This window comes from Aeromonas veronii (genome assembly GCA_041319085.1).
Taxonomy (GTDB): Bacteria; Pseudomonadota; Gammaproteobacteria; order Enterobacterales; family Aeromonadaceae; genus Aeromonas; species Aeromonas veronii_F.
In genome coordinates, this window is sequence record CP101033.1 from 884,874 (window position 1) to 900,349 (window position 15,476).

14 protein-coding genes are annotated in these 15,476 nt (G+C 58.7%); 9 read left to right on the forward strand and 5 right to left on the reverse strand.

What is annotated here, in order from left to right; all coding sequences use genetic code 11:
* Positions 1-58: 58 nt before the first annotated feature.
* Positions 59-670 (forward strand): YitT family protein, encoded by a 612-nt coding sequence (locus NMD14_04460; protein XEI33680.1) that lies wholly within the window; start codon positions 59-61, stop codon positions 668-670.
* Between the two features lie 101 nt (positions 671-771).
* On the opposite strand, the gene NMD14_04465 is transcribed toward NMD14_04460, so the two are convergent.
* The 5 genes from NMD14_04465 to NMD14_04485 form a co-directional block, all read right to left on the reverse strand.
* Entirely contained in the window at positions 772-1,818 is a 1,047-nt protein-coding gene (locus NMD14_04465; protein XEI33681.1) for a dipeptide ABC transporter ATP-binding protein, read from the reverse strand.
* Entirely contained in the window at positions 1,815-2,810 is a 996-nt protein-coding gene (locus NMD14_04470; GenBank protein XEI33682.1) for an ABC transporter ATP-binding protein, read from the reverse strand. The genes NMD14_04465 and NMD14_04470 overlap by 4 nt, the downstream gene beginning before the upstream one ends.
* A 31-nt stretch (positions 2,811-2,841) precedes the next feature.
* Positions 2,842-4,659: an extracellular solute-binding protein gene (locus NMD14_04475; protein XEI33683.1), complete on the reverse strand. Its 1,818-nt coding sequence runs from the start codon at positions 4,657-4,659 to the stop codon at positions 2,842-2,844.
* A 149-nt stretch (positions 4,660-4,808) separates the two neighbouring features.
* Entirely contained in the window at positions 4,809-5,852 is a 1,044-nt protein-coding gene (locus tag NMD14_04480; GenBank protein ID XEI33684.1) for an ABC transporter permease subunit, read from the reverse strand.
* 109 nt (positions 5,853-5,961) lie between these two features.
* On the reverse strand, positions 5,962-6,987 hold the full coding sequence (locus NMD14_04485) for an ABC transporter permease subunit (protein ID XEI33685.1): 1,026 nt from the start codon (positions 6,985-6,987) through the stop codon (positions 5,962-5,964).
* 15 nt (positions 6,988-7,002) lie between these two features.
* On the opposite strand from NMD14_04485, the gene NMD14_04490 reads away from it, so the two are divergent.
* The 8 genes from NMD14_04490 to NMD14_04525 all read left to right on the forward strand — a co-directional run bounded on the left by NMD14_04490 (position 7,003) and on the right by NMD14_04525 (position 15,451).
* Positions 7,003-7,302 carry a hypothetical protein gene (locus tag NMD14_04490; GenBank protein XEI33686.1) on the forward strand — a complete coding sequence of 100 codons (300 nt, stop codon included), beginning with the start codon at positions 7,003-7,005 and terminating at the stop codon, positions 7,300-7,302.
* A gap of 426 nt (positions 7,303-7,728) precedes the next feature.
* A complete protein-coding gene (locus NMD14_04495) occupies positions 7,729-10,290 on the forward strand; it encodes a TonB-dependent receptor (protein ID XEI33687.1) in 2,562 nt (853 codons plus the stop codon).
* Positions 10,291-10,398: 108 nt separating this feature from the next.
* Positions 10,399-11,163: a DUF3450 domain-containing protein gene (locus NMD14_04500; protein XEI33688.1), complete on the forward strand. Its 765-nt coding sequence runs from the start codon at positions 10,399-10,401 to the stop codon at positions 11,161-11,163.
* On the forward strand, positions 11,160-12,533 hold the full coding sequence (locus tag NMD14_04505) for a MotA/TolQ/ExbB proton channel family protein (protein XEI33689.1): 1,374 nt from the start codon (positions 11,160-11,162) through the stop codon (positions 12,531-12,533). Before NMD14_04500 ends, NMD14_04505 begins: the two co-directional genes overlap by 4 nt.
* 10 nt (positions 12,534-12,543) lie before the next feature.
* Positions 12,544-13,071 carry a MotA/TolQ/ExbB proton channel family protein gene (locus tag NMD14_04510; protein XEI33690.1) on the forward strand — a complete coding sequence of 176 codons (528 nt, stop codon included), beginning with the start codon at positions 12,544-12,546 and terminating at the stop codon, positions 13,069-13,071.
* A gap of 67 nt (positions 13,072-13,138) precedes the next feature.
* Positions 13,139-13,546, forward strand: coding sequence for a biopolymer transporter ExbD (locus NMD14_04515; protein XEI33691.1), 408 nt, complete (start codon positions 13,139-13,141; stop codon positions 13,544-13,546).
* A gap of 16 nt (positions 13,547-13,562) precedes the next feature.
* Positions 13,563-14,198 carry an energy transducer TonB gene (locus tag NMD14_04520; GenBank protein XEI33692.1) on the forward strand — a complete coding sequence of 212 codons (636 nt, stop codon included), beginning with the start codon at positions 13,563-13,565 and terminating at the stop codon, positions 14,196-14,198.
* 11 nt (positions 14,199-14,209) lie between these two features.
* Positions 14,210-15,451 (forward strand): tetratricopeptide repeat protein, encoded by a 1,242-nt coding sequence (locus NMD14_04525; protein XEI33693.1) that lies wholly within the window; start codon positions 14,210-14,212, stop codon positions 15,449-15,451.
* Positions 15,452-15,476 lie beyond the last annotated feature (25 nt).

The window sequence follows — 15,476 nt, forward strand, 5'->3', positions numbered from 1 at the left end:
GCAGGCGACAGATACGCTCTCACAGACACGCTCTCTTTACTTCGCTTGGATACAGGTTATGGACAACACCTCGATTCGCACTGCCCATCCTATTTATGAGGATGTGCTGGCCCTGCTGACGGCGGCCGGCTTTGTTTCCCTCGGCATCTTTCTGTTTCATCAGGTTGGCCTGCTCACCGGCGGGACTGCCGGGCTGGCGCTGCTGCTGCAAAAGGTGACCGGCATCAGCTTCGGCCTGCTGTTTTTCGGCATCAACCTGCCCTTCTATGCGCTGGCATGGTTACGGATGGGGCCACGTTTTACCTTCAACACCTTCGTCTCGGTAGCGGCGGTCTCCTACATGACCGATCACCTCAACGGCGTACTGCAGATCGGCAAGATAGAGCCGCTCTATGCGGCGCTGATCGGCGGCACCCTGATCGGCATGGGGCTGCTCATCATGTTTCGCCACAAGTCGAGTCTGGGGGGCTTCAGTATTTTGGCGCTCTTTATTCAGGATCGCGTTGGCATCCGGGCGGGCAAGCTGCAGATGGGGCTCGATTGCGCCATTGTTGTCGCCTCGTTTTTCGTGGTGCAGCCCTGGATCCTGGCGCTTTCTATCATTGCCGCTGTGCTCTGTAATCTGCTGTTGACACTCAACCACAAGCCGGGCCGTTACCAGATTGCCTGACGAGTGGCAGCCGTGACCGGATAAGACAAGCGTGACCCGATAGTACGAGGCGGCCTGATGGCCGCCTCGTCTGTTTCTACCCTGGCGTTTGTTCGCAGCGCCTAGCTCGCCTGTTCCAGCCTGCTGTCGCCGCTCATAGCGTTGTCACTGATGGTGCTGCCGCTGATGGCGTGACCACCGACGGCGAGCGGGGTGTGACAGGCCACCTGATGATGGGCCTCATCGCACACCTCAAGCCTTGGCGCCTTGCTCTTGCACAGCTCGGTCGCATGGGGGCAGCGCTGGTGGAAGTGGCAGCCGCTTGGCGGCGAGATGGGGGAGGGCACATCGCCGGTCAGCAGAATGCGCTGGCTGCGCCTGCGCGGATCTGGCACCGGAATGGCAGAGATCAGCGCCTGGGTATAGGGGTGGCGCGGCGCCAGATAGAGCGACTGGGCATCCGCCAGTTCGACGATCCGTCCCAGATACATCACCGCAATCCGATCCGAGATATGTTTGACCACCGACAGATCGTGGGCGATGAAGATGATGGAGAGGTTCATCTCCCGCTGCAGGCTGAGCAGCAGGTTGACGATCTGCGACTGCACCGAGACATCGAGGGCTGAGACCGCCTCGTCGCACACCAGCAGCTTGGGTTTGAGGGCGATGGCGCGGGCGATGCCGATCCGCTGGCGCTGACCGCCGGAAAACTCGTGGGGGTAGCGATCCACCGCGCTGCCCGGCAGGCCCACTTTTGCCAGCAACTCCTGCACCCAGGTGCGGCGCTGCTCAGTGTTGCCTTTACCGTGGATGATGAAGGGCTCCTCCAAAATCTGGCCCACGGTGTGGCGGCTGTTGAGGGATTCTGCAGGATCCTGAAACACCATCTGCATCTCCTGACGCAGGGAGCGCATCTCCTTCGGGCTGAGGGCGGTGATGTCGCGCCCCTCGAAGGTGATGGTGCCCGCGGTCGGCTCGAACAGCTTGAGCAGGCTGCGTCCGAGGGTGGACTTGCCGCAGCCCGACTCGCCCACCAGCCCTAGCGTCTCCCCCTGTTTCAGGTCGAAGCTGATGCCATCCACCGCGTGAACCGTATATTGCTTGCGCAGGAAGCCGCCTCCCAGCCGGAAGTGCTGTTTCAGATCCCTGACCGATAACAGAGTGCTCATACGGTCAACTCCTTCCAGTAGTGACAGGCGACATGGTGGTGCGGATTGAGTTGCTCCACCGCTGGAATGGCGCTGATGCAGAGATCGGTCGCGTGGGGGCAGCGGTTGGAGAAGCGGCAGCCTGCGGGCATCTCGTGCAGGGCAGGCACCTGTCCCTTGATGGTCTTGAGCAGGCTCTTGGGCTCATCCTCAAGGCGCGGGATCGAGCTCATCAAGCCGTGGGTATAGGGGTGACGGGGATGGTCAAACAGTTCGAACACATCGGCCTGCTCTACCGCCCGCCCGGCATACATCACCACCACTTCGTCGCACAGCTCCGCCACTACCCCGAGATCGTGGGTGATAAAGATGATGGCCATCCCGGTCTGGGCCTGCAGCTCTTTCATCAGTTCGAGGATCTGGGCCTGAATGGTGACATCCAGCGCCGTGGTCGGTTCGTCACAGATAAGCAGGTCCGGCTCGCAGGAGAGCGCCATGGCGATCATTACCCGCTGGCGCATGCCGCCGGAGAGGTTGTGGGGATAGACCGAAAAGCGCTGGGCCGGTTCCGGGATCCCCACCTTCTGCAGCATGGCAATGGCCGCGGCTTTGCGCTGTGCCTTGTCATACTCGGGGCGGTGGAGGCGAAACACCTCCATCAGCTGCTCCCCCACCGTCTGCACCGGGTTGAGGGCCGTCATCGGTTCCTGAAAGATCATCGAGATGCGGTTGCCGCGCACCTTGTACATCTGATCCGGCGCAAGGGACAGCAGCTCCTCCCCCTGAAAGCGGATGGAGCCAGCAACTACCTGACCATGGGGTTTGGGCAGCAGCCCCATGATGGCGAGTGAAGTGACACTCTTGCCACAGCCGGACTCGCCGACGATCCCCAGCGTCTGACCTGGGGCCACCTTGAAGCTGACCCCGTCGAGCACCTTGATCTTGCCGTCATCGACGGCGAACTCCACCTCGAGATCGCTGACCTCAAGGATGGGTGCCTGGGTGTTGGGCATAACTGCTGCTCCCTTCGCAATGGCCTGAATATCAATGACGTGCATAGGTCTTGTCGAGCAGGTTGATGGGCGCCAGCGCCTCCCCTGCCTCCTTGGCGTTGCGGGTCTCTTCCTTCACCTTGGGATCGAGCCAGAGCAGACCGCCGCTACTGTGAGGATAACCGTCCATCGGCCAGTAGAGCAGATCCGGCGTGTTCTTGGTGGCAGGCACCTCCGGCAGCATCACATAACGCCAGCTGCTAGCCCGCACATAGTTGAGCTGTACCCCGGGCACGAAGATGGCGAGGTCATAGATGCGCTGCTGGATCTGCTGGGAGAGCTTGGCCCGTTTGGCCATGTCGAATTCGACGTTGTAGGCGTCGATCAGCGCGTCCAGCTCCTTGTCAGCCACGTTGAACAGGTTGTTGGTCTGCGGTTTGTTGGCGTTGGCGGAGTGGAACGACTCCCAATATTGTGGATAGAGACCGCCGCCGCCCCAGCCAAGCCAGGCCGCCTCGTGTTTCTTCTCCAGCATCACCTTGAAGCCGGTGGCGCCATCCACTAGGTTAAGCTCCAGATCGAGACCCGCTTTCTTGGCCTCCTCTTTCAGCACAGTAAGTCGCTTGGAGTGCTCCTGACTGGTGTAGGTGAGCGCCAGGGTCAGCCGCTCCCCCTTCTCATTTTGCAGGATGCCGTCCGGCCCCGGCTTGTTGTAGCCGCCCTTGGCAAAGTACTCCCGCGCCTTGCCGATGTCGTAAGCCCGCTCCGGCAGCGTCATCTCGGTGAACTCGCCAAAACCCGAGCCGAAGGTAGTGGCTCTGTCGTAGTCGCCGCGCAGCACTGTCTCGATCATCTTGTCGATGTTGAAGGCGTGCTGGATGCCGAGCCGCACGTTCACGTCCGCCAGTTTGGGGTTGGCCACATTGAGGTGAACCCCCTGACCGCCCTGTTTGGTGTCGGTCATGGCCATCACTTTTTGCACGTACCCCTTCTTGTACTCCGGGGTGACCGCTTTTTCATGCCACCAGTTGGGCAGGATCATCTCGAAGGTATCGATCTCCCCTTTCAGGAAGTGGCGGAAGGCGATGTTGTGGTCGCGGATCACCTGCACCTTGATGGTGTCTATGTTGAATCTGTGCTGGTTGTAGCGATCATCCTTTGCCCACCAATCCTTCTGCTTGCTGAAGGTAACCGATTTGCCCTTCTTGACGTCGCTGATCACGTAGGGACCTGTGGTGGGCACCAGGGCCCAGTTGTACTGCTTCACCCAGTTAGGGGTCAGCTTGTAGTAGTGCTTGGGCTGGGGCCACAGCTCGGTGGTGTTGAGCAGATCCAGCTTGGCCTTGCGGTTGCCTGCTTTGACCAGAATGGTGTGGTCGTCGATCTTCTCTACCGCTACCACTTCAGTGGTGTAGTAGTTGTTGAACCAGGGCCCCTTGATGTGTTTGGAGCGCATCATCTCGTAGCCGAAGGTGTAGTCATCGGCATTGACCGGCTTGCCATCCGACCATTTGGCGCGGGGATCCAGCTTGAAGTAGACGGTCTGGCTGTCTGGCGCGATGGCCCAGTGGGTCGCCAGCGAGGGGATGGGGTTGCCGGTATTGGGGTGGAAGCTGATGAGTCGCAACTGGTTATCGAGAATAAAGGAGCGGAACGATCCGTTGGAGTCAGGCCCTACGGTGCGGAACGTCAGCGGAAAGCTGTCGACAAACATATTGAGGCTGCCGCCCGGCTGCGCCTTGGGGGAGGCGAACACCGGATCCGTGTCGTTGGTCTCCCATTTGAGATCCGCGGGCAGGCTGGCCGCCCAGACCCAGGATCCGTTTACCAGCACAAAGAGAGCACCTATCCATTTGATTTTATTTTTCATGTTTGACTTCCAGGTCTGGCCCCTGCACTGGGGGTCTTGATTGATAACGGGATTATCCCTTGCTCCCGGGACCGCCGATGGCGGCGGCCCGTCCTTCATTTATCACTGTTCGTGGCCCGACGCCTGTCGATGCGCTGGCATCGGCTGGCTTATTGGTAACGGGTAAATTTGCGCGGATCGAACGCTTCGCGGATCGCCTCGCCGATAAAGGAGACCATGATCAGCACCAGACTCACCGCCGCCACCACCGAGCTGACGATCCAGATGGCATCCAGATTGTTGATGCCCTGGGAGAGCAGCTCCCCCCAGCTCGGGGTCGGCGGCGCGAGGCCAAAGCCCAGATAGTCGAGTGCCGTCAGGGTCGAGATATTGCCCACCACGGCAAACGGCGCCAGGGTAACGATCATCATCAGGGTGTTGGGCAGGATGTGGTTGAAGATGATCCGCCCGGTGGTCGCCCCTTGCGCCCGCGCCGCCATCACATAGTCCCGCGCCCGCTCCTTGTAGGTGAGGGTGCGCATATACCAGGTGATCCCCATCCAGCCGAACAGCACGTTGATGGCGACAAACAGGCCGAAGTTGGGCTTGGCCAGCGACACCAGGATCATGATGACGTAGAGAAACGGCACCTGGGACCAGATCTCGATAAAGCGTTGCAAGATGAGGTCAAAGCGGCCGCCGAGAAAACCCATCAGGCAGCCGATGGTGACTCCGATGGCGTAACTGGCCGCCAGCGCGATAAAGGCAAAGCCGATGGCAATGCGAAAGCCGTATACCAGCCGCGCCAGCACGTCGCGGCCGCTGGTGTCGGTGCCGAGGAAGTGGCGCTCAGCCATGCTCGGAGCATAGGGCGGGTAGGCATCCTCTTTGAAATCCTGCTCGTAGGGGTTCCAGGGCACTGGCGGCAGCAGTACCCAGTCGCCCTGGCCCTCTGCGGCAAACTTGGCCTTGAGCTGGCGGTAGTTGGTTTCGTACTCGTAATCGAGCCCGAACTGCTGACCGGGGATCACATCGCCATAGGTGGGGAAGTGCAGCTGGCCCTGATAGCTCACCATCAGCGCCCGGCTGTTGACCAGCAGCTCCGCCAGTAGGGAGAGCAGCACCAGGGTGGTGAAGATGATGAAGGAGTAGTAGCCGCGCTTGATCGACTTGAAGCGCTTGAGTTTTTTCAAGGTAACCGGATTGAGCTTCATGGTCAGTCTCCAAACCGCACGCGGGGGTCAACAGAGGGTGCAACGCAGATATCGGAGACGATATGGCGTGATATCAGCATCGGCATGGCAATAGAGGTCTGGTTCATGGTCAATCTCCAAACCGTACGCGCGGATCTACCAGGGCAACGCAGATATCGGAGACGATATTGCCTATCAGCATCAGCATGGAGGTGATGGCCAGAATGCCCATCACGGTGGGGTAGTCCCGCTCGACGATCGCCTCGTAACCGAGCAGGCCGATGCCGTCGATGTTGAAGATGGTCTCGATGAGGAAGGAGCCGCCAAAGAAGACGGTGAGCACGGACCCCAGGTGACTGGCGATGGGGATCAGGCTGTTGCGCATGGCGTGGTCGGTGACCGCCTTGCGAAACGGCAACCCCTTGGCCACGGCGGTACGCACATAATCGGCCGACAGGTTCTCCATCAGGCTGTTTTTCATGGTCATGGTGAGGATGGCGAAATCGCCGATGGCGTAGGCGATAAGCGGCAGCAGGGCATGGGCAAAGACGGTGCGGATCTGATCCCAACTGCTCTCCATGTACTCAAAATCGTCCCCCGGAAAACCGCCCATTGGCAGCCACTCCAGATGGAAGGCGAACACGGTGATGAGGAAGATCCCCACCACGTAGGCGGGCAGGGCATAGGCCATGTAGATGAGCATGGAGCTTAACGAGTCGAAGCGGCTGTTGTGCCTGAGCGCCTTGGCCACCCCGAGCGGGATGGAGACCGCATAGCTCAGCAGAAAGGTCGCCAGCCCGAAGAAGGCGGTAACGGGGAGCCGATCCTTGATAAGATCCCACACCGGCTCGTAGTAGCGGGTTGATTCACCGAGATCCAGCACCGCCAGCTTCTGCAGCCACTCCCAGTAGGCGACCAGCATCGGCTTGTCGAGGCCATAGAAGGCCTTGAGCTCCTCGATCTGTTCATCGGAGAGGGCCTGCGCCCCCTTGCTGCCGCTGGAGCGGCCAGATTCATTCTGGGACACCTGGGCTTGCAGCAGCATGCGTTCGACCGGGCCGCCCGGCACGAAACGGGTGATGGTGAAGACGAGCAGGGTGATACCGAGAAACGTCGGGATGATCAACAGCATCCGGCGTAGGAAATACGACAGCATGGTAGAACCTCGTCCTTGTTGTTCTTTTTTTGCGACCAGTCAAATCCGGTGACAGGCCTTTCCTTCCTGGCATTACGCGCTGGATTGGTTGCCAAACAGCAGACAATCCGCTTGGCCACTGTAAAAGCTCTGCAACAAAAATCAAGTACAAGGAAATGGAAAACTGGGACAAATGACCCGCTGAAACCAAAAACGCCGAAAAATGATGTTTTTTATCTGAAAAGTGAAAATCAAAACAAAACGCTACCGTTCAACATAATTTTAAAAAACATAAACAGCTGTTTATCCAGGCTTAATTTAATTTTAAACTATTGATTTTTTTTGGTTTTTGCTTGGCTGGTAAAGCTGAAGGAAAACGATATCATCTCGGCACCTATATCTATCCCCACTACCAAAATGGTGCGGTTCACCAGTGATGAAGTTAGTGTTTTATTCTTATTAAGGTCGATAAATCGAAATAAGATATAAACAGACAGCACGCTAACTAATAAGTTCATCAAATTTTAATTCAGCGCCATTTACGTCATTTAACAATGTTTTTACATTGTTCTGGTTGTTTTTGACGGAATTATTCACTAATTTTGCCGGTCAAAATTAATACACTTCGCTTATTCTGCGTTCGACCTCGCCGCCCCCCTGCTCCATTGACGCCGCTAGTCAAAGATTGATAAGCCTTACACATCGCTCCAAAGAGGGCGGTATCAGGAAGCAAACAATAAACAACCAGGAAGGATATAAGCGATGCTTAGGAAGAGCAGAATCTCTGCTGCGATTGCGTTCGCCTTGGCGAGCGTTGCGGCGGCCCCATCCGTATCTGCCGAAGAAGGGCAGAACGTCGAAAAACTGCAGAAAATCAAAGTCACTGGCTCCCGTATCTCCCGTGTTGATGTTGAGGGGGCAACTCCGGTTGTCTCTGTCAGCAAGGCCCAAATTGAACAGTCTGGTCAGCAGACTGTGGCGGATTATCTGAAACAGGCCTCCTACAACTCCTTTGGTGGATACTCCCCTTCCTCTGGTGACTCCTATCAGTCTCAAGGAACCGTTGGTCTGCGTGGCCTGGGCTCTACCCGTACTCTGGTACTGCTCAATGGCAAGCGGATCGCCGGTTCACCGACCATGGGCGGTACTTCCATCAACCTCAACACCATCCCCATGGCGGCCGTTGAGCGGGTGGAAGTGAACCTGGATGGTGGCTCCGCCCTGTATGGTTCCGATGCCATCGGCGGCGTGATCAACGTGATCCTCAAAGAGGGTTTTGAAGGATTGACCTTCCAGGGGCGTGTCGGTTCACCGACCGAGGAAGGTGGTGACGAGAAGAGCGGTTCCATCGTTAGCGGCATCACTGGTGAGAAAGGCTCCCTGATGATGGTCTACGAGCACGATGTCAAAGACGTGATTTTCTACCGTGATCGCGACTATCTGGCCTTGCAGGGCGCCCTGGCCCCCAGCCTCTATGGCCGTAATATCAAAGGGGTGGATGCGGCGACCGGCAAGACCGTCACCCGCACCCTGGATGGGGTTGATTGCGCAAGCACCGGCGCAGGCTTCGTTACCAAGGGCACTGCCTGCCGTTTCGACTTCGCCCAGGTTGCCGCCAAGACCGCTTCCCGTACCCGTGACACCGTCTATGTGAATGGTCGCTACCATATCAACGATAACGTGGACTTCGTTCCTCAGCTGATCGGCTCCCGGGTCACCAGCTTTGGTCGTTTTGCTCCGGCTGCCGGCGCCTTTTCCATCAATGGTGGTACTGCTGGCGGCGATGCCGTGCTGGCAGACAATGGCTTTAACACCGGTGTGGGTGAAAAAGCTACCGTTTATTACCGCTTCAACAACGTCGGTCCCCGCGACAACAATGTGACTGACCTGACCGGCACTATCAACCTGGGTTTTGAAGGCGTGATGCCCACTGACGCCGTCGGGGATGTGGAGTGGAACGCCGGCTATATGTACTCCAAGACCGATAACAAGAGCTCGGGTACCGGCTATGTGTTGGGACCTGCGGTACAGACCCAGGTCAATGGCGGCAACTTCGTCAATGGCAGTTTCTCGGATAGCGCCACCAGCGACCTCTCCTACGACACCAGTCGTACATCCAAGATGGACTTCTTCCAGTGGTCTGGCGGTATGGGTTGGGAGATGGGCCAATTACCGGCCGGTCCGGTCAGCTGGTATTGGGGCGCCGAGTATAACGACTGGGCTTACGCCGATACTTATGACAGCCAGTCCGAAGCGGGCAACGTGCTGGGTTCTTCCGGCAACTCCGGCGCCGGGGTGCGCGATGTGTTTGCCACCTATATCGAGAGCCTGATCCCCATCACCGAGCAGATCGAGCTGAACCTGGCGGGTCGCTTCGACAAGTACAGCGACTTTGGCAGCGCCTTCTCGCCCAAAGCGAGTCTACGTTATCAGCCGCTCGACCAACTGATGTTCCGCACCTCCTGGTCCCAGTCGTTCCGTGCGCCGGGGCTGGATGATCTCTACGCTGCAGATTCATTCTCGGCCGACTTTGCCAAAGATTATGTGGGTTGCCAGGCAAACAATATTAGCGACTGTCCGGAAGCGCAGTACGACACCACCCGGCAGGCCAACAAGAACCTGAAGGAAGAGACGGCTGATACCTTTACCATCGGTGCAGCTTACAACCCGCTGGACAACCTGAACCTGTCGCTCGATTACTACTACATCAAGATTGATGATGTGATCCAGCTGGCGACTACCCAGACCCAGTTCTATCAGGAGCTCAACACCGGCAGCAACCCGAACGTCATTCGTGACGCCAACGGCGATGTCGAGATGGTTTACGCCGGCATGGTCAACCTGGGCCAGCTCAAGACCAGCGGTCTGGACTTCAAGGCGGACTACAAGTACGACTTCAACGTCTTCACCCTGCGCTACGACTTCGGTGGCACTTACATCCTGAAGTATGAAGAGGGTCTGTTTGCTGGTGGCCCAATGATCGACAAGAAGGGTTGGAACGGGTTGCCTGACCTTCGCTTCAACTCCGGGATCGGTGCCAACGTTCCGCAGTGGTGGAATCTGGACGCCTATCTGAGCGCCAACTATATCGACTCCCAGAGTCAGGATTATGTGGACGGTCAGGAAGATGGCCATATCGCTTCCAACACCATCTGGAACCTGAACGTGGCGGTCGATACCAGCTGGAACGGCAAAATCCAGACCGGTGTGAAGAACCTGTTCAACCGCGGGCCTTCCCTGTCGAGTGATGGCTTCACCTACGCGGAAGACCTCTACGGCATCGATGGTCGCATCTACTACATCGACTACACCCAGAAGTTCTAATCAACCCCGTTGATATACAACCTCAGCCGGCCCGGTCGGGCCGGCTGTGCCCAACGTCCAAGGAAGTTACGGAGATAGGGTAATCCTATGAAGACAAGGACCATTACAATGAAGAAAGCGCTTCTTGGCAGCCTGGTTTCGGCCGCCTTGTTGACCAGCTTCAATCTGAGTGCCGCCACTGCCGGTCAGGCCGTGGACGCTCAAGCCGCCACCAATAATGCATCCAAAGTTTCCCAGCAGAAGATCGACAGCTATGCCGAATCTGCCGAGTCCGCGCTGGCCCAGTACAAGGCTGCCCTGCGTCAGGTCGACAGTCTGCGCACCTATAACGAGCAGGTGGGCAAGATGGTCGAGTCCCAGAGCGCCGAGCTGGCATCGATGCAAAAGCAGATAGCCCAGATTGATCAGACCAGCACCGAAGTGGTGCCCTTGATGCTCAAGATGATCGACTCCCTCGAGCAGTTTGTGTCACTGGATCTGCCGTTCCAGAAGGTCGAGCGGGAGGACCGCGTAGCGGCCCTGACCGATCTGATGAACCGTGCCGATGTCACCATCTCCGAGAAGTACCGCAAGATCCTGGAGGCTTACCAGATCGAGGAGGGCTTCAGCCGCACCATCGAGTCCTACAAGGCGAGCCTGGACAAGGATGGCAGCGAGAAGACCTATGAGTTCCTGCGGGTAGGCCGCATCGCGCTGCTCTATCAATCCCCGGATGGCAATGAGACCGGTATGTGGAACAAGCAGACCCGTCAGTGGGAAGTGTTGCCCCAGGAGTATCGCAGTGCGGTTGAACAGGGCCTTCGCATCGCCAAGAAGCAGGCGCCTCCTGCGCTGATCAAGCTGCCGGTTCAAACTGCGGAGAAAGCATCATGAAAGGAATCAAACTTGCTATTGCCTCCCTGATTGCGGGAGCAACCCTGGTCACCCTGCCGGTGACCGCCGCCGAAAAACCGGTGGATCTCAATGCACTGCTGAACCAGGTCAAGGCCTCCAGCCTGAGCGAATCCCAACTCAACAAGGAGCGGGAAGCCCGCTTCCTGGCTGACAAGAACGAGCAGGGGGCGCTGCTGGCCAAGGCCAAGGCCGAGCTGGCTGCCGAAACCGCCAAGGGCGAGCAGCTCAAGGCGACCTTCGATGCCAACGACAAGCAACTGACCGAGCTGACCGAAACCCTGCGCCAGCGTTCCGGCAACATGGGCGAGATGTTTGGTGTACTGCGTCAGTTTGCCGGTGAGTTCAAGGGGATCTTCAACGCCTCCGCCCGCCGGGTCGAGCATCCGGAGCAATCCGCCCTGTTGACTCGTCTGGCCGAGAGTAAAGAGCTCCCCTCCAGCGACGATCTGGAAGCGTTCTGGACCACCACCCTCAGCCGCATGGTGGACGGTGGCAAGGTGAGCCAGATCCCGGCGACCGTGGTCTACGGCGAGGGCAACCAGGCCGAGAAGACCGTCACCCAGATCGGTGAGTTCAACACCGTCTCCGAAGGCAAGTACCTCACCTTCGTGCCGGAGACCGGCAAATTCGAGCAGCTCTCCCGTCAACCGGAGAAGAGCGTGCTGGCTCCCATCGCCGAGTTTGAAGCGGGGGGGGACGGGGTCAAACCCATCTTCATCGACCCGTCTCGCGGGGTGATCCTCTCCCTGCTGGTGCAGTCGCCGACCCTCAAGGAGCGTGTCGATCAGGGTGGTGAAGTGGGTTACGTCATCATGGTGCTCGGCGTGCTCGGTACCCTGCTGGCCATCTTCTGTGGTATCCGCCTGTCGCTGATCGGCTCGTCCATGCGCAAGCAGCTGAAATCCGATCAGATCATCAAGGGCAACCCCATTGGTGACATGCTGGGGGCCTACCAGAACCATCGTGGTGACAACATCGAGGATCTGGAGTCCAAGCTCGACGAGATCATCCTGCGCAACGTGCCCAAGTTCGAGAAGGGCATCAGCATCATCAAGCTGATCGCCTCGGTCGCACCGCTGCTGGGTCTGCTCGGTACCGTGGTGGGGATGATTGCCACCTTCCAGGCCATCACCTTGTTCGGTACCGGCGATCCCAAGCTGATGGCGGGTGGTATCTCCGAGGCGCTGGTGACCACCATGCAGGGTCTGGTCGTCGCGGTGCCCATGCTGTTCCTCTACACCATAGTGCAGACCCAGAGCCGTCGTCTGATCCAGGTGCTGGAAGAGCAGAGCGCCGGTTTCGTCGCCCGTTATCAGGAAAGTCTGCACGCTTCCAAAGCCGCAGCGTAAGGAGTCACCCATGTGGTTCTGGTTGATTGAAGAAGTCGAGTCGGTCCGCCGGTTTTTGGGATTGGGGGGCGATGTACTGGTCGCCCTGTTCTTCCTGACCCTGATGATGTGGGCCCTGTTGCTGGAGCGCTGGTTCTACTTCACGGCGGTCTACCCCAAGCAGGTGAAGCAGACCAAGGCTACCTGGCTGGCCCGCACCGATCATCTCTCCTGGTCTGCCAGGCAGATCCGGCGCGAGTTGGTCTCTCGGGTGGCCATGGCGGTGGACAAGGGAATGCCGGTCATCAAGGTGCTGATCGCTCTCTGCCCGTTGATGGGGCTGCTCGGCACCGTGGTGGGGATGGTGCAGGTGTTTGACACCCTGGCCATCACCGGCACCGGTTCGCCGCGGGCGATGGCATCGGGGATCTCAAAGGCAACGGTACCGACCATGGCGGGCATGATTGCCGCCCTTTCCGGCCTGTTTTTTGTCAACCAGCTCGATCACAAGGCCAAACTGGCGGTGCAAAAGCTGGAAGACAACCTGAAACACGGCTGATGCAGGATGCATACCCCCGGCGAGGCACGGCCTGCCGGGGGCACAGAACAAGCAAGGAGTTTCTGCTATGAGAAAACGTTACAGCGACAGCGGTGCTGACGAGGCGGCTATCGATTTGACCCCCATGCTGGACATAGTGTTCATCATGCTGATCTTCTTCATCGTCACCACCTCCTTCGTCAAGGAGTCCGGTGTTGAGATCAACCGTCCCAGTGCCAGCACGGCCGAGACGGTGAAGAAGGGCAATATCATGGTCGCGGTGCGCGAAAACGGTCAGGTCTGGGTCGACAAGCGGGTAGTCGAGGTGGGGGCGGTACGCGCCAACATCGAGCGGCTGCGGGCCGAAAACCCGGAGAGCGCCGTGGTGATCCAGGCCGATAACGAATCCCGTTCCGGTCTGGTGGTGCAGGTCATGGATCAGATCCGCATGGCCGGTGTCCAGAACATCTCCATCGCGGCAGACAAGAGCAGCTGATGCCGGAGAGAGACCTATGAGATACCTGATATCGTTGGCGGTCTCCTGTGTGGTGGTGTTCTTTCTGTTTCTGGGAATGAACAAGCTGATCACACCGGATCACCGGGAGCTGGTGGAGAAGGATGACGTCACCATGACCGATTTCATCCGCCTCAAGCCCCAGGAGACCCTGCAAGAGAAACAGCGGGAGCTGCCCAAACCGCCGCCGCCCAAGCGTCCGCCGCCCCCTCCCGAGATGGAAGTGGCCAGCACCGATCGGCCGAAGATGGATAGCGCACCGATGGACATGCCCAAGCTCGACATCCCGGTCAACATCGGTGGTGGCAACGCGCTGGGTGCCTACAGCACCGGCGGCGGTGGCGGCGGAGTCGGTGGCAACAACGGTGCCATTCCGCTGGCGACCTTCGAACCCATGATGCCCCGCAAGGCGGCACTGGCGGGGCTGGCCTCCGGCAAGGTGCTGGTGGAGTTCACTGTCACTGATCGCGGTACTGTCAGCAACGTGCGGATCGTCAAGGAAGAGCCGCGCAGCTATGACCTCGGCAAAGAGGCGCGCAAAACCATCGCCAAGTGGACGTTTAAACCGGCCATGGTGGATGGCAAGCCGCAGGCGAGCCGGATGCAGCAAGAAATCGAGTTTGCGGTCAACTAAGGAAGGTGGCGATGAACAAGTTACACAAGATGATCCTCGCCCCGGTCGCCATGGCGGTGCTGCTCAGCACCGCCAGTTGGGCCGCCGAGCAGCCGACCCTGTCGGATCGGGCCTATCGGGCGGTCAACAAGGCGCAGGAGCTGATCACCGAGAAGAAATACGGTGAGGCCAATGCCAAGTTGCAAGATGCACTCTCCGGCGCGGGCGAGCGGGTCTACGACAAGGGGGTCATATTGCAGACCCTCGGTTTCGTAGCCGCCCAGCAGGAGAAATACGGCCAGGCGACCAAGTACTTTGCCGATGCCATCGCGACAGGCGGCCTGCCGCCACCGGTGGCCCAGCAGGTGCGCTACAACCTGGCCCAGCTCTATATGGCTGAGGGTAATTATCAGGGCTCGATCAAGACCATGAAGGAGTGGTTTGCCAACCAGGGCAAGGATGACAAGCCCAACTCCCATGCCTATATCACCCTGGCCAACGCCCACGTGCAGCTCAAACAGTACCGTGACGCGATCCCGGCGGTGGATCAGGCGATCAAGCTCTCGGCAGGTAAAGCGCCGGAGTCCTGGTATCTGTTGAAGATGGGCGCCCACTACGAGCTGAAACAGTACAAACCGGCGACCGAGGTGCTGACTTCTCTGGTCAACATGTTCCCGGAGAAGAAGAAGTACTGGACCCAGCTCTCGGCCATGCATATGCAGGCGGGTAACGATGGCAAGGCACTGGCGGCGCTGGAGTCGGCCTACAACCTCGGCATGTTGACCGAGGCCGCCGAGCTGCAGCGGTTGGCCAACTATCTCGCCTTCACCGGCATTCCCCATCGCGCGGCACGGGTGATGGAGAAGGGGATGAAGGAGGGGGTGATTGAGCAGAGTGCCAGCAACTACAAGACCCTGGCCAACTACTGGCATCAGGCCAAGGAGCTGGATCCGGCTATCGACACCCTGGCCAAATCTTACCAGCTGGCTCCGAATGCCGAATTGCAGCTGAAAATGGCGCGCATGATGATCCAGAGCAAGCGCTATCAGGATTTGGTGGCACTAGCGGCCAAACCGGCAGCCAATGCGAATGGTGAGCAGCGTGCGGATCTCAAGTTCCTGACCGGGGTCGCCTATTTTGAGCAACAAAAGCCGAAGGAGGCCCTCAACGCCTTCACCCAGGCGGCTCAGAATGGCAACGTCAGCGGCCGGGCATCCCCGTGGATCAGCTTCCTCAAGGAGCAGAGTGGCACAGGGGCGGCGGCCGTCCAGTAATTCCAATGACAACACCTGTAGTCCC